General features: G+C 70.6%; 20 protein-coding genes. 13 read left to right on the top strand and 7 right to left on the bottom strand.

Annotated elements, in window-relative coordinates:
- Positions 1-6: 6 nt before the first annotated feature.
- Together SACCYDRAFT_RS09985 and bla are read right to left on the bottom strand one after the other, a co-directional pair.
- Positions 7-585, bottom strand: a complete 579-nt coding sequence (locus tag SACCYDRAFT_RS09985) for a D-alanyl-D-alanine carboxypeptidase family protein (RefSeq protein WP_005455853.1) — start codon at positions 583-585, stop codon at positions 7-9.
- Positions 586-618: 33 nt separating this feature from the next.
- Positions 619-1,524, bottom strand: coding sequence for a class A beta-lactamase (gene bla, locus SACCYDRAFT_RS09980; RefSeq protein WP_005455852.1), 906 nt, complete (start codon positions 1,522-1,524; stop codon positions 619-621).
- A gap of 124 nt (positions 1,525-1,648) precedes the next feature.
- On the opposite strand from bla, the gene SACCYDRAFT_RS09975 reads away from it, so the two are divergent.
- Together SACCYDRAFT_RS09975 and SACCYDRAFT_RS09970 are read left to right on the top strand one after the other, a co-directional pair.
- Positions 1,649-2,614, top strand: coding sequence for a LysR family transcriptional regulator (locus SACCYDRAFT_RS09975; protein WP_005455850.1), 966 nt, complete (start codon positions 1,649-1,651; stop codon positions 2,612-2,614).
- Positions 2,611-3,534 carry a serine hydrolase gene (locus SACCYDRAFT_RS09970; RefSeq protein ID WP_005455848.1) on the top strand — a complete coding sequence of 308 codons (924 nt, stop codon included), beginning with the start codon at positions 2,611-2,613 and terminating at the stop codon, positions 3,532-3,534. Before SACCYDRAFT_RS09975 ends, SACCYDRAFT_RS09970 begins: the two co-directional genes overlap by 4 nt.
- A 20-nt stretch (positions 3,535-3,554) precedes the next feature.
- Here SACCYDRAFT_RS09970 and SACCYDRAFT_RS09965 read toward each other — a convergent pair whose 3' ends face one another.
- Together SACCYDRAFT_RS09965 and SACCYDRAFT_RS09960 are read right to left on the bottom strand one after the other, a co-directional pair.
- On the bottom strand, positions 3,555-4,334 hold the full coding sequence (locus tag SACCYDRAFT_RS09965) for an SDR family oxidoreductase (protein WP_005455847.1): 780 nt from the start codon (positions 4,332-4,334) through the stop codon (positions 3,555-3,557).
- Complete coding sequence (locus SACCYDRAFT_RS09960) at positions 4,331-5,083, bottom strand: SDR family oxidoreductase (protein ID WP_005455846.1); 753 nt, start codon at positions 5,081-5,083, stop codon at positions 4,331-4,333. The genes SACCYDRAFT_RS09965 and SACCYDRAFT_RS09960 overlap by 4 nt, the downstream gene beginning before the upstream one ends.
- 44 nt (positions 5,084-5,127) lie before the next feature.
- Between SACCYDRAFT_RS09960 and SACCYDRAFT_RS09955 the strand changes: the two genes are divergently transcribed.
- On the top strand, positions 5,128-5,754 hold the full coding sequence (locus SACCYDRAFT_RS09955; protein ID WP_005455845.1) for a TetR/AcrR family transcriptional regulator: 627 nt from the start codon (positions 5,128-5,130) through the stop codon (positions 5,752-5,754).
- 109 nt (positions 5,755-5,863) lie between these two features.
- Here SACCYDRAFT_RS09955 and SACCYDRAFT_RS09950 read toward each other — a convergent pair whose 3' ends face one another.
- Positions 5,864-6,649, bottom strand: coding sequence for a DeoR/GlpR family DNA-binding transcription regulator (locus SACCYDRAFT_RS09950; RefSeq protein WP_005455844.1), 786 nt, complete (start codon positions 6,647-6,649; stop codon positions 5,864-5,866).
- 185 nt (positions 6,650-6,834) lie between these two features.
- On the opposite strand from SACCYDRAFT_RS09950, the gene SACCYDRAFT_RS09945 reads away from it, so the two are divergent.
- From SACCYDRAFT_RS09945 to SACCYDRAFT_RS09900, 10 genes are all read left to right on the top strand, one after another.
- A complete protein-coding gene (locus SACCYDRAFT_RS09945; RefSeq protein WP_005455843.1) occupies positions 6,835-7,785 on the top strand; it encodes a 1-phosphofructokinase family hexose kinase in 951 nt (316 codons plus the stop codon).
- Positions 7,786-7,975: 190 nt separating this feature from the next.
- On the top strand, positions 7,976-8,128 hold the full coding sequence (locus tag SACCYDRAFT_RS09940; RefSeq protein ID WP_157606479.1) for a hypothetical protein: 153 nt from the start codon (positions 7,976-7,978) through the stop codon (positions 8,126-8,128).
- A 416-nt stretch (positions 8,129-8,544) separates the two neighbouring features.
- Positions 8,545-9,969, top strand: a complete 1,425-nt coding sequence (locus tag SACCYDRAFT_RS09935) for a Gfo/Idh/MocA family protein (RefSeq protein WP_005455841.1) — start codon at positions 8,545-8,547, stop codon at positions 9,967-9,969.
- Positions 9,970-9,974: 5 nt separating this feature from the next.
- Positions 9,975-10,994, top strand: a complete 1,020-nt coding sequence (locus SACCYDRAFT_RS09930) for an NEW3 domain-containing protein (protein ID WP_157606478.1) — start codon at positions 9,975-9,977, stop codon at positions 10,992-10,994.
- A 43-nt stretch (positions 10,995-11,037) separates the two neighbouring features.
- Positions 11,038-12,261: an extracellular solute-binding protein gene (locus tag SACCYDRAFT_RS09925; protein ID WP_005455839.1), complete on the top strand. Its 1,224-nt coding sequence runs from the start codon at positions 11,038-11,040 to the stop codon at positions 12,259-12,261.
- A 71-nt stretch (positions 12,262-12,332) separates the two neighbouring features.
- A complete protein-coding gene (locus tag SACCYDRAFT_RS09920; protein ID WP_005455838.1) occupies positions 12,333-13,253 on the top strand; it encodes a carbohydrate ABC transporter permease in 921 nt (306 codons plus the stop codon).
- A gap of 10 nt (positions 13,254-13,263) precedes the next feature.
- Positions 13,264-14,193 (top strand): carbohydrate ABC transporter permease, encoded by a 930-nt coding sequence (locus SACCYDRAFT_RS09915; protein WP_005455837.1) that lies wholly within the window; start codon positions 13,264-13,266, stop codon positions 14,191-14,193.
- Positions 14,194-14,200: 7 nt separating this feature from the next.
- On the top strand, positions 14,201-15,244 hold the full coding sequence (locus SACCYDRAFT_RS09910; RefSeq protein ID WP_005455836.1) for an ROK family protein: 1,044 nt from the start codon (positions 14,201-14,203) through the stop codon (positions 15,242-15,244).
- Positions 15,241-16,125: an SIS domain-containing protein gene (locus tag SACCYDRAFT_RS09905; RefSeq protein WP_005455835.1), complete on the top strand. Its 885-nt coding sequence runs from the start codon at positions 15,241-15,243 to the stop codon at positions 16,123-16,125. Before SACCYDRAFT_RS09910 ends, SACCYDRAFT_RS09905 begins: the two co-directional genes overlap by 4 nt.
- 3 nt (positions 16,126-16,128) lie before the next feature.
- Entirely contained in the window at positions 16,129-16,965 is an 837-nt protein-coding gene (locus SACCYDRAFT_RS09900; protein WP_005455834.1) for a class II fructose-bisphosphate aldolase, read from the top strand.
- 155 nt (positions 16,966-17,120) lie between these two features.
- On the opposite strand, the gene SACCYDRAFT_RS09895 is transcribed toward SACCYDRAFT_RS09900, so the two are convergent.
- Both SACCYDRAFT_RS09895 and SACCYDRAFT_RS09890 read right to left on the bottom strand, forming a co-directional pair.
- Positions 17,121-17,735 (bottom strand): TetR/AcrR family transcriptional regulator, encoded by a 615-nt coding sequence (locus tag SACCYDRAFT_RS09895; RefSeq protein WP_005455833.1) that lies wholly within the window; start codon positions 17,733-17,735, stop codon positions 17,121-17,123.
- A complete protein-coding gene (locus tag SACCYDRAFT_RS09890) occupies positions 17,725-18,576 on the bottom strand; it encodes an SDR family oxidoreductase (RefSeq protein WP_005455831.1) in 852 nt (283 codons plus the stop codon). Before SACCYDRAFT_RS09890 ends, SACCYDRAFT_RS09895 begins: the two co-directional genes overlap by 11 nt.
- Positions 18,577-18,605 lie beyond the last annotated feature (29 nt).

Raw genomic sequence — 18,605 nt, 5'->3', positions numbered from 1 at the left:
GCAGCGCTACGGCTGCGCCGGTGACGGCATTGCTATCGAATCGCCCGCGGCCGAGAGTTCCGCACCCGGGTGCGGTAGGCGCGCGGGCGCGCCGTCGGGCCGGTACTCGAAGTGCCACCACTCGTTGTCGTACACGCGGTAGAGGTGGTACTGCCGACCGTGTCGCTCCAACCAACGGGCTCCCTCGACGGGGCGCACGTCCACCGCTGTTCCCTCGACGTGCCGGGACTCGGACACGGGCAGCACCCGGCGCCGCGCCGCCGTGTCCGAACCGGCACGGCACAGCTCCTCGGCATACAACCGCTGTTGTGTCGCGGCGTCCCGGTAGCCCGACGTGAGCCCGATCAGGACGCCGTGACGCCAGAGGGCCTCCGTGCGGGCGGCCGCGAACGCCGCGCGGGTCGCGGGGGTGAGTCCGGTGAGCCGTTCGCCGGGAAACCGCGCCGCCAGCGCCCATTCGCACGCACGTTGCCTGCCTCCCTGTGACGCGAGTACGAACGCCACCGGCGACAGGACGACCGCCAACAGCCGCGTGACGACGCGGTACCCATAGTCCCGGCGTCGTTCGTCGTGAGTGCGCACCATGCTTTCTCCCCCTGCTCGCCCCGCCCACTCGGCTCACTCGACGAGGGCTCGGGCCAGCACGCTCGCGGTCCGCGCGACCAGCTCGTCGTCCCACTCCGCGCCCTCGACGTGCTTCGTCGACAGCACGGCCAGCACCAGCGGGGCGCCGTCGCCCGTCCACGCCACGCCGACGTCGTTGGCCGTGCCGTAGCCCCCGGAGCCCGTCTTGTCGGCGAGCCGCCAGTGGGAGGGCAACCCGGCACGGAACCGCGTGTCGCTCGTGACGCTCTCGGTGAGCCAGGTCGTCAACCGTTCCCGGTCGGCGGGGCACAGAGCCCGACCGAGGACCAGGCGCCGGTAGTCGGCCGCGATGGCGGCAGGCGTGGTGGTGTCCCGAGGATCACCTGGAACGGCGTCGCTGAGCTCCGGCTCGTACCGGTCCAGTCGGGTGACGGGATCACCGAGCGAGCGGCAGAAACGCGTGACGCCTCCCGGACCTCCGAGCCGGCGCAGCAGCAGGTTGGCCGCGGTGTTGTCGCTCTTCCGGATGGCAGCGGCACACAACTGCTCGACCCGCATCCCCCTACCGACGTGGTTCTCCGTGACGGGCGAGTTGGGCACCAGGTCGTCCTCTGTGTAGTGGACCCAGCTGTCGAGGAACTCGCCGTCGTGGTCGAGATCGCGGAGCACGGCTGCGACCGCAAGAGTCTTGAACGTCGAGCACATCGGAAACCGCTCATGCGCTCGGTAGGAGACGACAGCTCCCGATCGGATGTTGATCGCGTGCACGCCGAGCCGGGCGGCGTGACGGGACTCCAGCGCGCGCAACTCCGCCCGCACCCCCTGCGGAACCACTGTCGGGGCACCACTCCCCGGCACGGCGAAACCCACCGTGGCCAGGCCTGCGGTGACCGCCAACCCAGTACGGAGCAGCGAACGGCGGGAGAACTGGGAACTCATCGGCGTACCTCCAATCTGCTCGGATCTGCGATGACCGGGTTCCACCTGAGCCAAGCAGCGCCCCCTCGCCTATGTCCAAGAGAGATATTCGTGGCACCCATAGCGTTCTGATATAACCGCTGGTGTGGACCTACTCGCGCACCTCGAGGCGTTCGTCGCCATCGCCGAGGAGGGCAGCTTCTCCGCTGCCGCCGACAAGCTCTACGTCGCGCAGCCGGTGTTGAGCCGAAGGATCAAGACACTCGAACAACACCTCGGTGGGACGTTGTTCGACCGCACCCGCCGCCGGGTCGGCACGACCGACTTCGGTGTTCTGCTCCTCCCCCATGCTCGCGACGTGCTGAGTCGGGTCGACCACCTGCGCCAGGTGGCCTCGACGGCGCTGTCCACTGCCACCCACGCTCTCGGCGTCCCGCCCGACACCGACCCGGCGGGCCTGGCTCGTGTGATCCGGGCCGGGGCCGACCGCGGTGTCACCATCGGCGTGCGCGAACTGTCCGCCGAGGATCGGGAACACGGCCTGACCGACGGATCGTTGGCGTTCGCGGTGCTGCGCGTGGCGCCGGAGACCGCGTCGCTGCGCGTGGCGCTCGGCCTCGCCACCGCATCGCACAGCGGTCCCTCCGGGCGTGCGGTGCACCTTGAGGACCTGCGGCCACGGCGGGGCGCGGAGGGCCCGCCCGCACCGATTCTCACCACCGGCGAGGACGAAGTCCCCTTCGCCGCCGAACGTCTCGCCAAGGCCGCCGCCCGAGCCGGCATCTCCACCGGCCGGATCAGGTCCGCCACCTCGGCCGCGGCCGTCGCCGACGCACTCGCCGGCGCGGCCATGCTGCTGTGCACGGCACCGTTCGCCCGGCGGCACGCACTGTCGTGGTCGCCGCTCGCCGATACGGCTTTGCACCGCGGATACGAGTTCGCGCTCTCCTCCCGCCTGACCGAACGACGCGGCGCGCCCGAGGTCACGTGGCTCGGCCCCCTCGTGGCCTCGGCGCTCGGCGCGACATCCGGCCCCGGCGGGGTGGAGCCCGACACGGCCCCCAACGACCACAGTCACCACGCTCGTATCCGGTTGGCGGCCCGAGGATGAGTTCCGCCCCCGCGTACGTGGCGACGTCTGCGGATCTGCTGGACGTCGCCGAGTCGATCGCCGGGCACTGGGCCGAGGTCGGCGCCCTGGGACACCTGCTGGCCCGCAACCTCGACACCGGCGAGGAGCTCGGCTTCGACGCCGACACTCCCGTGCCGCTGGCCTCGGTCGTCAAGGTGCCCCTCGCTCTGGTGGTCCTCGACGAGATCGCGCACGGGCGACTCGACGCCGCTCTGCCGGTGACCATCCCCCCGGAGGCGCGGAGCGTCGGCCCCACGGGTGTGGCCGCGTTCCGTCACCCCGCGACCCTGGCGGTCGGCGACCTGCTCTACCAGACGCTGTCCGTCAGCGACAACGCCAGTGGCGACGCCCTGTTCGACCTCGTGGGCGTGGAGGTCGTGGACGAGCGCCTCCAGCAGTGGGGTTGTCCAGGAATCCGGGTCCGCCACCGACTCCAACGCATGTACGACTGCGCGGCGGGGATCGCGGGCGACGACTTCGGGCTGGCCCTCGAACTGGCGATCCGGGACGACGCCACGCGCCGCTACTCCATCGAAACCCTCGATCCGGCGCACGGCAACGTCGGCACCGCGACGGCCCTGGTCGATCTGTTGCAGCGAGTCTGGCTCGACCGGATCTCGCACCCGTCGGCCAGCGCGGAGCTACGGCGGCTGATGGGCCTACAGGTGTTCACCCACCGGCTCTCCAGCGACCTGCGCACCGACACGGTGAAGATCAGCGGCAAGACCGGCACGTTCCTGCACCTGCGGCACGAGATCGGCGTCGTCACGGCGGAGTCCGGAGACCGAGTGGCGATCGCCGCGTTGACCCGCTCCCGTCGCAGGGCGAGCATCGCGCACGACATCGACCTCGCGATCGGCGCCGCCGCGCGGACCGCGTTCGAAAGCCTGCGCCGCTGAGCCGGGCCGGCCGGCCACCGTCACGACGCGTCGTCGAGTTTGCGCTGGAGCTTGTTCATCCCGGTGAGCCAGCGTTCGGTCTGCGTGGCGCGGTGCGCGTAGTACTCGGCGACCTCCGGGTGCGGCAGGATGAGGAACCGGCCGTCGCGCAAGCCGTCGACGGTGACGTCGGCGACCTGCTCCGGCTCGATGGCACCCGGCCCCAGCAGCGCCTCCCCCGCCGGTCCGGCGTCGGCGAGCATGTCCGTGCGCACCCCCTGCGGGCAGATCGCCTGCACCCGGATTCCCCGGTGCCGGTACGTCACGGCGAGCCACTCGGCGAAGCCGAGCGAGGCGTGCTTGGTCACGGAGTAGGGCGCCGACCCGAGGTTGGTGAGCAGCCCCGCGGCCGACACGGTGGCGAGGAAGTGCCCCCGGCCGCGCTCCAGCCAGCGCGGCAGCAGTTCCCGTGCGGCGCGGACGTGGGCCATGACGTTGACCTCCCACACCCGCGCCCACTCCTCCTCGGGCGCCTCGGGACCACCGGACACGGCGATACCCGCGTTGGCGCAGAACAGGTCGATCTCCCCCAGGTGGGCTCGCGCGGCGGCGACGAGGACACGCACACCCTCCTCCGACGCCGCGTCACCGGCCACGGCGAGACCGCCGATCCGCTCGGCGACGGCCGACGCGGCGTCACCGTCGAGGTCGGAGACCACCACCCGCGCGCCCTCGGCGGCCAGCCTGGCCGCGAGTGCCGCGCCGATGCCCCTACCGCCACCGGTGACGACGACGCCGGCTCCGGCGAGCTCCGATGTCACAGTCCACCGCCGAGCGTGACACCGCCGTCGACGACGAGCGTCTGGCCGGTGATCCATGCCGCCTGTTCCGACAGCAGGAACACCACCGCACCGGCCACATCGGACGGAACACCGAGTCGCTTCATCGGGTACGAGGCGGCGACCTCGTCCTCCCTGTCGGCGTACAAAGCCGTGGCGAACGACGTCTTCACCACGGCGGGCGCCACGGCGTTGACCCGGATGGACGGTGCCAGCTCCTGGGCGAGTTCGGTGGTGAGCCGGATCAGTGCCGCCTTGCTCACGCCGTACATGCCGATGCCCGGCGACGTGCGCAGTCCCGCGATCGACGACACGTTGACGATCGCACCGCCGTGCTCGCCCAGCCACGCGTCGCGGACCTTCCGCGTCCACGCCAGCGGTGAGAGCACGTTGACCCCGAAGATCTTGGCCGCCGCCTCGGGCTCCACGTCGAGAATCGACCCGTAGACGGGGTTGATGCCGGTGTTGTTGACGAGGAAGTCGATGCGACCGAAGGTCTCCAGCGTGCGCTTCACCACCTCGTCCTGGTGGGCGGAGTCGTCGGCCTTGCCCGGCACCCCGAGGGCGACCCCCTCACCGCCGAGCTTCTCGACCGCCTCGGCGAGGGGGTCTGGTTTACGGGCGGTGATGGCGACCTTCGCCCCGGCGTCGACGAGTGCCTGCGCGACCCCGAACCCGATTCCCCGGCTGGCCCCTGTCACAATGGCGACACGGTCTGTCAGTGCTCCCACGGCCGTTCTCCAATCCACGCTAAGCGCTCGCTTACAATTCGGGCATGACGATGTCGTTGTCGGCCGAGCTGTGGCCGGATGTCCAACCGGACGCGGCCCGCCGCCTCATGCTGGCCGGGGTCGAGTCCTTCGCCCAGCGTGGCTACCACGCCACCACCACCCGCGACATCGCGACCAACGCGGGCATGAGCCCGGCCGCGCTGTACGTGCACTTCCCCTCGAAGGCCGCGCTGCTGTTCGCGATCAGCCGTAGCGGGCACGAACAGGCACTCGAACTCGTCAGGACCGCCGCCGAGTCGGCCGACGCACCCACCCGCGCGATGCGGGAGATCGTGGAGCGGTTCGTGGCCTGGCACGCGCGGCGCCACACGATCGCCCGTGTGGTGCAGTACGAGCTCGGTGCGCTGCCGGAGAAGGAGTACCGAGTCGTCGCCGAACTGCGCCGTGACATCGAGCGCATCGTGCACGACCTCGTGGTGAAGGGCGCGAACGCGGGCGTCTTCACCGTGTCGGACCCCATGACGGCCGCCCGCGCGGTGCTCTCGCTCGGCGTGGACGTCGCACGCTGGTACACGGACCGCTCGCGCAAGTCCCCCACCGCACTGGGCCGGGAGTACGGCGAACTCGCGTTGCGCATGCTCGGCGCCGACCCCGCCCGCTCGCCGAGCTGACCGCGTCGCACGCACACCTCCCGCACCGTCACGCCGGTTCGCTCCCGCCGGCCAGCGACATACTAAGCGCTTGCTCAGGCGCTGCGCCACCCCCGCTCTGGACCGCCGCTCACACCCGAACCACCTCCACGCCGCTTCGGCGCAGCTCCTTCACCAGCCCCCGGTCGGCTCCGGTGTCGGTGACCAGCGTGTCCACCGCCTCGATCCCGCAGATGGTGGCGAACGCCGTCCGGCCGAGCTTGGCCGAGTCCGCCACCACCACCACGCGGTTCGCCCGCGCGACGAGCGCACCATTCACCGCCGCCTCACCCTCGTGGTGCGCCGCGGCGCCACGCGTGGCGTCGATCGCGTCGACTCCGAGGAACAACACGTCCAGCGAGACCTGCTCCAGGATCGGCGTCGCGAGCGGCCCGGTCAGCTCGTAACTCAGTGCCCGCGCCACTCCCCCCGTGACGACCACCCGCAGGTGCGGACGCACGGCCAGCTCGTTGGCGATGTTGACGGCGTTGGTGACGACGACGACCTCGTCGCCGGGGGCGGGAGCACGCAGTTCGGGTCGCAACGCGATCTCACGCGCCACCTCGGTGGTCGTGGTGCCGCCGTTGAGACCCACCACCTGCCTCGGCTCCACCAGCGACGCCGCCTCCCGCGCGATGCGCGTCTTCTCCTCGGCGTGCCGCGTCGTCTTGTACCGCAGGGGGAGGTCCGATGAGCCGGGGGCGGTCGTGGCGCCGCCGCGCGTGCGCGTGATGAGCTGCTGCTCGGCGAGCTCGTCGAGATCACGCCTCACCGTGGCCGCCGAGACACCGAGCTCGCGCACGAGGTCGTCGACGTGGACGCTCTCTCGTTCGATGACGAGTTCGAGCAGTCCCGCTAGCCTCTCATGGCGCTTCATCGACACTTCTCTTCCCTTTGTCATGTCCCGGCGACGGTGTCCAGTGCTATCGTCCTCATCGTACTGCGCTCGTGATGAAAAGTGATTGAAACTCCGGAAAAACGAGCAGTAGAGAGCATTTCAACACTGTGACACTCCGGACACTGCGGGCTGCCATCGCATCCGGCAGCGGGAAGTGAGCACCCATGATCCTCACGATCACACCCAACCCCGCCCTCGACGTCACCTACCACCTCCAGCGGGTGCACTGGGGAGACGTGAACCGGGTCGAGGCGGTCTCCGAGACAGCCGGAGGCAAGGGCGTCAACGTGGCCCGAGTGCTCCACCAGCTCGGCGAACCGGTGACGTGCACGGGATTCCTCGGCGGCGAGACCGGTGAACGGCTGCGCGGACTGCTCACCGGCGTCGAACAGCGGTGGGTTGCGGTCTCGGCCCCCACCCGGCGCACGACCGCCGTCGTCGACTCCACCGGAACGACACTGTTCAACGAACCCGGCGCCCCGGTGCCTGACGAGGCGTGGACCCGGCTGCGCACGCTGGCCACCGACCTGGTCGGCGACGGGGACGTGGTGGTGGCGTCCGGTTCGATGCCACCCGGCACGTCCGAAGCGGCGGTGACCTCACTCGTCACGACGGTGGTGAAGCGCGGCGCGCACGTCGTCGTCGACACCTCCGGCCCGCTGCTGCGTGCCGCCGCCCGTGCCGGCGCCACGCTCGTCAAACCGAACCACCACGAACTGCGCGCCGCGACGGGGCGCGACGACGTGCTCGCGGGTGCCCGCGTTCTGCTCGGCGACGGGGCCGGCTGCGTGGTGGTGTCGAGGGCGGAGGCGGGCCTGCTCGCCGTCGTCCGGCAGGACACGGACGCCGACGATCCACTCCGGACGTGGCACGCACGGCCGGGGTCGGTCGTGCGGGGCAACCCGACCGGTGCCGGTGACGCGGCCGTCGCCGCGCTCGCCCGCGCGTTGCACCGTTCGGACAGGCCGCTTCCGGACATCGTCGCCGCCCAGCTCGCCGACGCCGTGGCGCTGTCCGCGGCGGCTGTGGCCAAGCCGGTGGCGGGTGAGGTCGACCTGGCGTTCTACCGGCGCGCCCGGTCCGCAGTGGTGATGTCGGGGCCCGACGACCGCTGAGGGCGCGCCCTCGTCTTATCCGCCGGGGAGTGCGCGGCGCCCTCACCACGGCCGCTCGGCAACGTGACCGAGGACCACTGCCCCTCTCCGCGACCGGCTCGAAGGCCCCGCGACCGCCCTTCCCACGAGTGGTGCCGGTGAGCCGATCGTGTTCACGGTCACCGGAAGTGGGTACCTCGGCGGAGCCCAGGTGACCGTTCGAGGAGCCCGGATCGGCGCGGACGGCACGTTCGGCTTCTTCTGGAGCACGTTCGCGGCCGCCGACGGCACGGTCACGATGCGGCTCCCGGTTCCGCGCGTTCCCGGCATCACGATCACGGTGAACGGCATCCGCCCAGGCTGACCGGAACCGGTCACGTGGAGCGGATCCCGCCTGGCTTCGTGGTGCGTCGGGCAACGCCGGCACGAGGAGACGGAAAGTCACGCGCGGCGGTCTCGGCGGCTTACCACCGCTCGGTCGTGGTCCCGCCGTCCGGGCCGGTAGGCCGGTCGACGACGCTCGTTGCTCCGTTCGCCGTACCGGAACTGCGAACGCCTGTACGCCAGGTGCGGACACGCGTGCACAATCTGCGGACACGATGTCGTCTTGATTGATTTTGATCGGAACTGCGTCGGTCCAATCAACTCTTGACAGCTTGTTGGCGGCAGGGCAAAGATTGCCGCCACGCAACGGAGCAGACGGCATCCCGCGGTTCCCGCACCCGGCGACACCGGGGTTCGCACCGATGCCGACCACGTCGACGCCGACAGGGAGAAGTCATGGTGGAAGCCAGGCCGAGCCGACGGTCGTTCTTGCAGAGCATGGGACTGGCAGCGGGAGCAGCGGGGGCACTCGCCGCAGGTGGCGCGCTGCCAGCGAACGCGGAGACGAGCACCGCCACCGCACCGGCACGCGCGGCGGGGCAACGCTCGATGATCGGCGTGCCGTTCGAGCGCCACGACGAGGTCCGGATCGGTCTCATCGGACTGGGCAACCGTGGCATGGGCATGCTGTCCGGCTGGGTCGCCGTGCCCGGCGCCGTCGTCACGGCGGTGTGTGACACGCTGCCCGACCGCGCGAACCGGGCCGCCGACACCGTCCGGTCGAAGACCGGACTGCGGCCCACCGTGTACACCGGTGGCGACCACGCCTACGAGGAACTGTGCGCGTCCGACGAGGTGGACCTGGTCTACGTCGCCACGCCGTGGGAATGGCACTTCCGGCAGGGCATGGCCGCGCTCGAGGGCGGTAAGCACGTCGGTATCGAACTGCCGATCGCCACCGAGCTGAAGGAGCTGTGGAAGCTCGTCGACACCTCGGAACGCGCGCGGCGCCACCTGTTCCTCATGGAGAACTGCTCGTACGGGCGCAACGAGCTCGCGATCCTGCGCATGGCCCACGACGGACTGTTCGGCGAGCTCACCAACGGGCACGGCGGCTACCTGCACGACCTGCGCGACCTGCTCTTCAGCGGCTACTACGAGCCCGACGACTGGCGGCGGGCGTGGCACACCAGGATCGACGCGAGCTTCTACGCCATGCACGGTCTCGCCCCGATCGCCGCGTGCATGGACGTCAACCGCGGTGACCGGTTCACCTATCTCACCGCGACGAGCTCCGCCGCTCTCGGGCTCGCCGACTACCGTGAGCGGTTCATGCCCGCCGACCATCCGTCGTGGACGGAGACCTACGTCAAGGGCGACCGCACCACGAGCATGCTGATGACGGCCAAGGGTCGCATGGTGCGCGCCGAGCACGACGTCAGCTCGCCACGCCCCTACAGCCGCATCAACAGCATCGCGGGCACGCGGGGCCTGTTCGAGGACTACCCCACCCGAATCTACGTGGAGCCGGACCACAGCGGACACCAGTGGGCCGACGCCCAGCCGTACCTCGACCGCTACGACCACTGGCTGTGGCGCAAGGTCGGTGACGACGCCGCGAACAACGGCGGCCACGGCGGCATGGACTACATCCTCCAGTGGCGGATCGTGCAGCAGATGCGCGCGGGCCTGGTGCCGGACATCGACGTGTACGACTCGGCGGTGTGGTGCTCGTCGGTTCCCCTGTCGGCGGAGTCGATCCGTAAGGGGAGCCGGCCCGTGGCGGTGCCGGACTTCACCCGCGGACGCTGGCAGGAACTGCGCCCGGGACTCGACTCGGAGGAGACCGACATGCCCGCCGTGGCGAGAAAGGGGCGGTGAGGCCGGTGAGGCGCCGTACCCCCAGTGTCCTCGCCGGTGCACTCGCGGCCGGTGTCGCGCTCACCCTGATCGTGGGCGCGACACCGGCCACGGCGGCCCCAGTGACGACAGCGGCGACAGAGACGGCGACGACGGAGGACGCCGACGCTCCCGCAGCCGTCACCGTGGGCGCGATCGACCTCGACGGTCCGCGCATCTCGCCGGTGACGGTGACCGTGGAGAACACGGGCACCACCAAGCTCCAGCGGTTGGAGGTGTCGCTGCGGGGCCCACTCGGCTGGAGCGTGTACCCCGCCACCGTCGAGGTTCCGGGCTCTCTGAAGCCGGGTCAGGAGACCACCACGACGTTCGACGTCCGCGTTCCCGAGCCCACGGACGACTTCCGGCTTCGCACGTTCACCGCGACCGCGACCTACCGCGCCCAGGGCACGACGGGTGAGGTCACCGGCAGCCGGACACAGCACACGGGAACCGCCTACCCGTCGCTGGCCGAGGCGTATGACAACGTCGGCGTCACCGACGACGCGAACCCCACCGTCGGCGACTTCGACGGCGGCGGCAACAGCTACTCCGCTCAGGCTCTCGCCGAGGCCGGGGTCGAACCGGGCACCGCCCTCTCCGCGTTCGGGGCGAGCCTGACCTGGCCGGACGTCCCGGTGGGCACCCCGAACAACGTGGCGGGCGGGCGCACGATCGCGGTCGACGCCTCCGGTGAGCGACTGGTGTTCCTCGGCGCGGCCACCGGGTTCGGGGCGGGCACGGTGACCGTCACCTACGCCGACGGCGCGGTGAGCAGGCTCCCGCTCGGGTTCCCCAACTGGTGCTGCGCCGACCCGAACGAGCACGGGGCCGTGCCGGTGATCCAGACCCACTACCGCAACACTCCGAACGGTCCCGCCAACCACGGAATCGCCTACCGCGTGTACGCGAACGCCGTGCCGCTCGACCCGACTCGCACGGTCGCGTACGTGACGCTGCCGTCGAGCACCCACCTGCACGTCTTCGACTTCGCCGTCGTGTCCTGACGGTGAGGCACAACCAGCACACCGACATGAAGGAGAAACGGCCGTGACCCGACGGACGCGAGCCACGGCCCTGGTCGCGGCGACCGCCATGACGCTCGCCGCGTGCTCGGGCGGTGATTCAGCAGAGGACGGCACCGTCGAGCTGACCATGCTCGCGGCGTCCTACTCGGACAACACCAAGAAGCTGTGGGAGGAGGTGATCGCCGGGTTCGAGAAGGCCAACAAGGGCGTGACCGTGAACCTGGAGATGCAGTCCTGGGAGAACATCAACGACGTCATCCGTACGCGGGTGCAGTCGAACGAGGCTCCCGACATCCTCAGCATCGACGCGTTCGCGGGCTACGTCGAGGACGAGCTGTTGTACTCGGCCGAGGAGGTGCTGTCGCAGGAGACGATCGACGACTTCCAGGACTCGTTCCGCGAGAACGCGTCCGTGAACGGCACCCAGTACGGGTTCCCGCTGATCGCCTCGGCGAGGGCCCTGTTCGTCAACAACGACCTGCTGGAGCAGGCGGGGGTCGAGGAACCGCCCACGACCTGGGACGAGCTGTACGACACGGCCAAGGCCGTCACCGACAACACCGACGCGTACGGTTACGGCCTGCCGCTCGGTTCGGAGGAGTCACAGGCCGAGGCGGGCATCTGGTTCCTCGGCGCGGGCGGCGGTTACGGCACGCCCGAGAAGATCACCGTGGACACGCCGCAGAACCTGGAGGCGGCGCGGTTCATGAAGAAGCTCCACGACGACGGGCTCACCCAGCCCGATGCCGGGGCCACGCAACGCACCCCGATGCTCGACCAGTTCATCCAGGGGCGCTTCGGCATGGCGATGGGCCTGCCGCCGATCGTGGGCATGATCGAGGAGAAGAACCCCGACCTCGACTACTCCATCGTGGACATCCCCACCAAGGACGGGGAGAAGGTGACGCTCGGTGTCGCCGACCACCTCATGGCCTTCCGCAACGACGAGGACAAGGCCGAGCAGATCGGCGCCTTCCTCGACTACTTCTACCAGGCCGAGAACTACGTGAAGTTCGTCGAGACGGAGGGCTTCCTGCCCGTCACCAAGTCGGGCGCGGAGCAGAGCACGAACGAGGCCATGAAGCCGTTCCTCGACCTGCTGCCGCACGCGCGCTTCTACCCGTCCACCAACCCGACGTGGGCCACCACGCAGGCGGCGATGCAGTCGCAGATCGGACTGATCGCCACGGGTAAGGACCCGAAAGAGGTCCTGGCCGGAATCCAAGCCGAGGTCGACAACGCCTGAGGCGCGAGAGCCGGGCGCGGTCCGCGAACGACGCCGACCGCGCCCGGTGCGTCCACGAAGAGGGAACGTCCATGCCACGCACACCAGCCGACACCGCACGCCGCGGCGGATCAGCCCGTGATCTGCTGAGGGCACTGCCGTGGATCGGCCCCAGCCTGCTGCTCATCGCCGGGGTCGTCCTCTACCCGGCGGTGCTCATGATCGTCAACTCCACGCGGGAGATCTCGCAGACGGGCAAGGACCGGGGAAGCGCGGGGTTCGAGAACTACGAGGCGCTGTTCGACCTGCCCGCCCTGTCCGGCGTCCTGCTGCGCACGGTGGTGTGGGTGGCGGTCGTGGTCGTGGTCACCATCGTGCTGTCGATGGCGCTGGCGAACCTGCTCAACAAGGCGTTTCCGGGACGGCAGTTCGTGCGGCTGGCGGTGATCGTGCCGTGGGCGGCATCGGTGGTGATGACCACGACGGTCGTCTACTACGGTCTCGAACCCGGCTACGGCATCGTGCAGCAGTTCCTCCACGACGTCGGGGTCATCGACTCGCCGGACTTCGGGTTCACCAAGTCGATGCCGTCGGCGTTCCTCGTGGCCATCGGCATCGCGATCTTCGTGTCGTTGCCCTTCACCACCTACACGTTGCTGGCGGGACTGCAGTCGGTGAGCCCGGAGCTGCTGGAGGCGGCCCGGATCGACGGCGCGTCCCCGCGGGTGACGTACTTCCGGATCGTGTTGCCGCACCTGCGGCCCGCCCTCGCGGTGGCCACGATCATCAACATCATCAACGTCTACAACAACTTCCCGATCCTCGCCGTCGTCACCGGCGGACTTCCGGGCTACGACGCCGACACCACCACGACGCTGATGTTCAAGATCCTCCAGGACATGCGTGACTCCGGCATGGCCTCGGCGCTCGCGGTGATCAACCTCGTCATCGTGATCGCGGTGATCGCGGTGTACGTGCGGATCGTGAAACCACTGAAGGCGATCGACGAATGAGTACTGACGAATGAGCACTGTTGCCGACACCACCGCCCCGGCCGGGGCACCGGATTCCCCGACCGCCCGGCGGATGTCCCGGCGGCGCGCCCGGCGGGTCCAGGAAGCACCCGGTGCGCGCGGCTCGACCCCGCTGCGGATGGTCGCGGGCGCCGTCGTCGCGCTGGTCTTCCTGCTGCCCTACGTGGTGATGCTCGTCGGCTCGTTCAAGTCGCGGCCCGAGATCCTCCGCGTTCCGCCGACGTACCTGCCGGAGGAGTGGCATCCGGACAACTACGTCTCCATGTGGTCCACTCCGGAGACGCCGCTGCCCGACAACCTGACCTCGACCCTCGTCATCGCGGGCTGCGCCACGCTGCTGACACTGGCGGTGGCCACGCCCGCCGCGTACTACACGGCCCGGTTCCGTTTCCCCGGCAGGCTGGCCTTCCTGTTCTGCGTGCTGATCACCCAGATGCTGCAGCCTGCCGTGCTGGTCGCCGGGTTGTTCCGGCAGGTGCTGTCGTGGGGCATCCAGGACACGTGGCTCGCGATGATCCTCATCAACGCGGCGTTCAACATGTCGTTCGCCACCTGGATCATGCACTCGTTCTTCGCCTCGATCCCGAAGGAACTCGACGAGGCCGCGCAGATCGACGGCGCGAGCCGGTGGACGGTGTTCTTCCGCGTCACGTTGCCGCTCGTGTGGCCCGGCATCGTCACGGCCGTCATCTTCACGTTCGTCGCCGCGTGGAACGAGTTCGCCGCCTCGCTGGTGATCCTCACGTCAGCGGAGAACCAACCGCTGTCGGTGGCGCTCACCAAGTTCGTCGGCCAGTACGACTCGGCGTGGCAGTACGTGTTCGGCGTCTCCATCGTGGCGATCGTGCCGGTGGTGCTGTTGTTCGCCGGGATCGAGAAACGACTCGTGGCGGGACTCACCGCCGGAAGCGTCAAGTAGGTGGGGCGTGTCCGACGCACTCGACACCAGCGCACCGGCACCGCACCGGCCCGCCGTCGTCGCCCTCGACGTGGGCGGAACGTTCGTCAAGTGGCTCGTCGCCGACCACACGGGCGTGCTCCGGCAGGGCAGCTCCCCCACGCGCGCGGCGGACGGCCCCGAGCGCGCCTTCCGGGGCGTGCTGGACACGGTGGACGCCGCGCTGGCAGCCATACCCGCGACACACACCGCGGTGGGCGTCGGTGTCGCCGTCCCCGGCACCGTCGACGAGCGGCGGGGGGTGTGCGTGCACTCGGAGAACCTCGGATGGCGTGAGCTGCCCGTGGCGCGGCGTCTCCGGGCGCACACCGGCCTGCCGGTGGGGTTCGGCCACGACGTGCGCACCGGAGCGACGGCGGAGTGGCGGCTCGGTGCGGGCCGGGGCGTGGCGGACCAGGTGTACGTGTCGGTGGGTACCGGTCTGGCCGCCGCGCTGCTGCTCGACGGGCGGATGGTGAGCTCGGGCGGCTACGCGGGCGAGATCGGCCACGGTGGCGCCGCCGACGGGGAGGCGTGTGTGTGCGGCGGGCGCGGCTGCGCCGAGACCGTCGCCTCGGCCGCCGCGATCGCCCGCCGCTACACCGCGGCCTCCGGTGTGGCCGTCGACGGTGCCCGGGACGTCCTCGCCCGTGCCCTCGACGGCGACCTTCTCGCCCGCCGCGTGTGGGACGACGCCGTCGAGGTGCTCTCCGCGCTGGTCGCCGACCTGGTCCGGGTGACCGGCGCCGCGCACGTCGTCGTCGGCGGCGGCCTGGTGCACGCGGGCGACGCCCTGCTCACACCGCTGCGGGAGCAGGTCCGCGCACGGCTCACCGTGCACCCCGACCCGCGGATCGTGCCCGCCGCGCTCGGTGGGTCCGCCGGGTCGTGGGGCGCGGCGCTCCTCGGTTGGCAGGCCGCCGAAGCCGACCTCGACCCGATAGTCGCCGCGTACGCGGACGAGGCGCGAAGACCTGCCGAGCGCCCTCACCGCACCCCAGGCCACCCGTTTCGACAAAGGAGCGAACAGTGACCACTCCCCTCGTCTCCGAGGAGATCGCCAGTCAGCCCCACGCCTGGCGTCAGGCCGCGGCACTCGCCGCCTCGGCCCCGCTGCCCGCCCGCGGTCTGCGGGTCGCCGTCGTCGGCTGCGGTACGAGCTGGTTCGTCGCCCAGGCGTACGCCGTGCGCCGGGAGAGCCTCGGACACGGCGTGACCGACGCCTTCGCGGCGAGCGAGTTCCCGGTCGAGCGTGACTACGACCTCGTCGTGGCCATCTCGCGGTCGGGAACCACGACGGAGGTGCTGGACCTGCTGGGCACGCTGCGAGGCCGGGTGCGCACGCTCGCCGTGATCGGCGACCCGGAGTCTCCCGGCCGCGGTGCCGCCGACGACGTCGTCGTGTTGCCGTTCGCCGACGAGCGGTCGGTGGTGCAGACCCGGTTCGCCACCTCCGCGCTGACCCTGTTGCGCGCCGGGCTGGGTGACGACACCGAGTCGCTGGCCGCCGCCGCGGACGAGGTGGTGCACTGGCCCGTGCCCGAGGCGCTGCTGGAGCGCACCCAGTTCACGTTCCTCGGCCGGGGCTGGAGTGTCGGGCTCGCCCACGAGGCCGCGCTCAAGGCACGTGAGGCGGCCATCGCCTGGACCGAGTCGTACCCGGCCATGGACTACCGCCACGGTCCGAAAGCCATCTCCGACTCCGACTCGGCCGTGGTGTTCCTCGGCGAGCGGCCGGACGGCCTCGTGGCCGAGGTGGAGGCCACGGGAGCGCTGGCGCTGTGGTTCGACGAGGACCCGCAGCTCACGCTGGTGCGCTGCCAGCGGTTCGCCGTGGAGTACGCGCTGTCGAAGGGACTCGACCCCGACCGGCCCCGCAACCTGACCCGCTCGATCGTCCTGTCGGGAGAGTGAACAGTGCCTCTGGTCACCCCACACGCGGCGCTGCGGCGAGCCCACACCGAACGGCGTGGGCTGGCGGCGTTCAACGTGATCCAGCTCGAACACGCGGAGTCGTACGCGACGGCGGCGGAAGCGGCGGGACGCACGATCGTGCTCCAGATCAGCCAGAACGCCGTGCGCTACCACGGCGCGCTGACACCGCTGGCGAAGGCGGTGATCGCCGTCGCCGAGGCCTCCACGGCGCCGCTCGTACTGCATCTCGACCACGCCGACGACCGGACGCTCGTCCGTGAGGCGCTCGATCTGGGGTTCACGTCGGTGATGTTCGACGCCTCCGCCCTGCCCTACGAGGACAACGTCGCGAACACGGCCGAGGTCGTGGCCGAGGCGCACGCCGTCGGCGTCACGGTGGAGGCGGAACTCGGCGAGGTCGGGGGCAAGGACGGCGTCCACGCGCCGGGCGTGCGGACCGATCCCAAGGAGGCCGTGGCGTTCGTCCGCGACACCGGGGTGGACTCACTCGCCGTGGCCGTGGGCTCCTCGCACGCGATGACCGAACGCACGGCCAGCCTCGACCTCGACCGCATCACCGAACTCCGGGAGGCTCTGGACGTGCCGCTGGTGCTGCACGGGTCGTCGGGCGTGCCCGACGAGACACTGACCGCAGCGGTGCGGGCGGGCATGACGAAAATCAACATCGCCACGCACCTCAACCACGCGTTCACCGACGCGGTACGCGCCTATCTCGCCGAGCGGCCCGAGGTGGTGGATCCCCGCAAGTACCTCGGCGCGGGTCGCGCCGCGATGACCGCCGAGGTGATCCGCCTGCTGGACGTCCTCGACGCGGTGTGAGGTCCCGCGAAGACCTGGAGAAGCAGCGGCACGGCACCTGCTGTTGGAAGCAGGTGAGACCTTCCAGCTCAGAGGAGCGATCGCCCCGGACACTGGGGCACGTGACCTGGTCCACACGGAGACCCGACCCGCCGCCACACGCGCCGAGACCGCACTCACGGTACGGGTCGGTCTCCACCCTCCCCGACGATGGGTTCGAGCACCTTCGCCCACTGGCGTACCAGGCGCTGCCGGCGTTTCGAGTCGTCGCTGAGCAGGTCCGCCAGCCCGAGGCCACGGGCGAGGTCGAGGGTCGCCTGCACGGTCTCGCGCACGCCCGGCCGGGACTCGTCCGCGCCGAGCAGGTCGACGGCCACGCGGTGCGACTCCCGGCCCACCTTCGCCTCCAGCGGGGCCAGCACGGCCCGCAGTGCGTCGTCGGTGGACGCCGCCACCCACAGGTGCAGCGCGGCCCGGAACTTCGCCCCCGTGTAGAGGTTCAGGAGCATGCGCGCCACCGGTTCGGCGCGGCCCCGGCCCTGCGGCAGGGTCTCGGCCCGCCGCCGGACCTCGGTGATCTGTTCCTCGGTGAGGAACTCGACGGTGGCCACCACGAGGTCCTCCCGCGTCGGGAAGTGGTGCTGGGCCGCGCCCCGGGACACACCCGCCCGTTCGGCGACGACACCCACCGTGGTGCCGGTCCAGCCGAGTTCGGCCAGACACTCCACGGTGGCGTCGATCAGCCGACGGCGGGTCGTCCGGCTGCGCTCCTGCCGGGGTTCACGCGCCATCGGTGCCGTCGGCGGGCTCGACCCAGAAGTCGAGTTGCAGGTCCTCCTCGCGCTCGGCGAGCCGGTAGCGGGAGAAGTCCGTGACGCCCTCGGCGGCCAGCACCTCGTCGTCGATGAGGAACCGCCCCGTGAGCTCGCGGCTCGGCTTCGTGAGCACCGCGTACGCCGCGTCGGCCATGATCTCCGGTGTGCGCGACCGGCTCGACAGTTCCGAACCGACCACGTTGCGGATGGCCGCGGTGTCGATGGTGGTGCGCGGCCACAACGAGTTCACGGCCACCCCGGCGTCCTTCAGCTCCGCGGCGAGCCCCACGGTGACCAGGCTCATCGAGTACTTCGCGATGCTGTAGGCGAGGTGGCCGCCGGTGAACCACTTCTCCTCCAGCCGGATCGGCGGCGACAACGTCAGGATGTGCGGGTTGTCCGAGCGGCGCAGGTGCGGGATCGCCGTGCGCGACAACAGGAACGAGCCGCGCGCGTTGATGTCCTGCATGAGGTCGTAGCGCTTCATGGGGATGACCTCGGACGGCGTGAGGTCGATGGCGCTCGCGTTGTTCACCACGATGTCCACGCCGCCGAACTGCTCGACGGCGCTCTCGACCGCCCGCACCACGGTCTCGTCGTCACGGATGTCACCCACGATCGGCAGCGCGTGGCCGCCCGCGGACTCGATGGCCTTCGCCGCCGTGTGGATGGTGCCGGGCAGCTTGGGGTGCGGATCGGCGGTCTTGGCGAGCAACGCCACGTTGGCGCCGTCGCGCGCCGCGCGCACGGCGATGGCCTCGCCGATGCCGCGGCTGCCGCCGGACATGATGATGGTCTTGCCTGACAGGTCGGTCACGGACAACTCCTCGTTCGAATCACGGGTCG

Origin of the sequence: Saccharomonospora cyanea NA-134 (genome assembly GCF_000244975.1) — a bacterium.
In the GTDB taxonomy this organism is placed as follows: Bacteria; Actinomycetota; Actinomycetes; order Mycobacteriales; family Pseudonocardiaceae; genus Saccharomonospora; species Saccharomonospora cyanea.
The sequence above is the reverse complement of the archived record's forward strand: the minus strand, read 5'-3'. Positions and strand labels throughout refer to the sequence as shown.

Bases quoted from the DNA above. Each gene is read 5' to 3' on its own strand.
- SACCYDRAFT_RS09935 (WP_005455841.1), top strand. From the start codon at position 8,545: ATGGTGGAAGCCAGGCCGAGCCGACGGTCGTTCTTGCAGAGCATGGGA.
- SACCYDRAFT_RS09985 (WP_005455853.1), bottom strand. From the start codon at position 585: ATGGTGCGCACTCACGACGAACGACGCCGGGACTATGGGTACCGCGTC.
- SACCYDRAFT_RS09955 (WP_005455845.1), top strand. From the start codon at position 5,128: ATGACGATGTCGTTGTCGGCCGAGCTGTGGCCGGATGTCCAACCGGAC.
- bla (WP_005455852.1), bottom strand. From the start codon at position 1,524: ATGAGTTCCCAGTTCTCCCGCCGTTCGCTGCTCCGTACTGGGTTGGCG.
- SACCYDRAFT_RS09970 (WP_005455848.1), top strand. From the start codon at position 2,611: ATGAGTTCCGCCCCCGCGTACGTGGCGACGTCTGCGGATCTGCTGGAC.
- SACCYDRAFT_RS09945 (WP_005455843.1), top strand. From the start codon at position 6,835: ATGATCCTCACGATCACACCCAACCCCGCCCTCGACGTCACCTACCAC.
- SACCYDRAFT_RS09920 (WP_005455838.1), top strand. From the start codon at position 12,333: ATGCCACGCACACCAGCCGACACCGCACGCCGCGGCGGATCAGCCCGT.
- SACCYDRAFT_RS09950 (WP_005455844.1), bottom strand. From the start codon at position 6,649: ATGAAGCGCCATGAGAGGCTAGCGGGACTGCTCGAACTCGTCATCGAA.
- SACCYDRAFT_RS09895 (WP_005455833.1), bottom strand. From the start codon at position 17,735: ATGGCGCGTGAACCCCGGCAGGAGCGCAGCCGGACGACCCGCCGTCGG.
- SACCYDRAFT_RS09915 (WP_005455837.1), top strand. From the start codon at position 13,264: ATGAGCACTGTTGCCGACACCACCGCCCCGGCCGGGGCACCGGATTCC.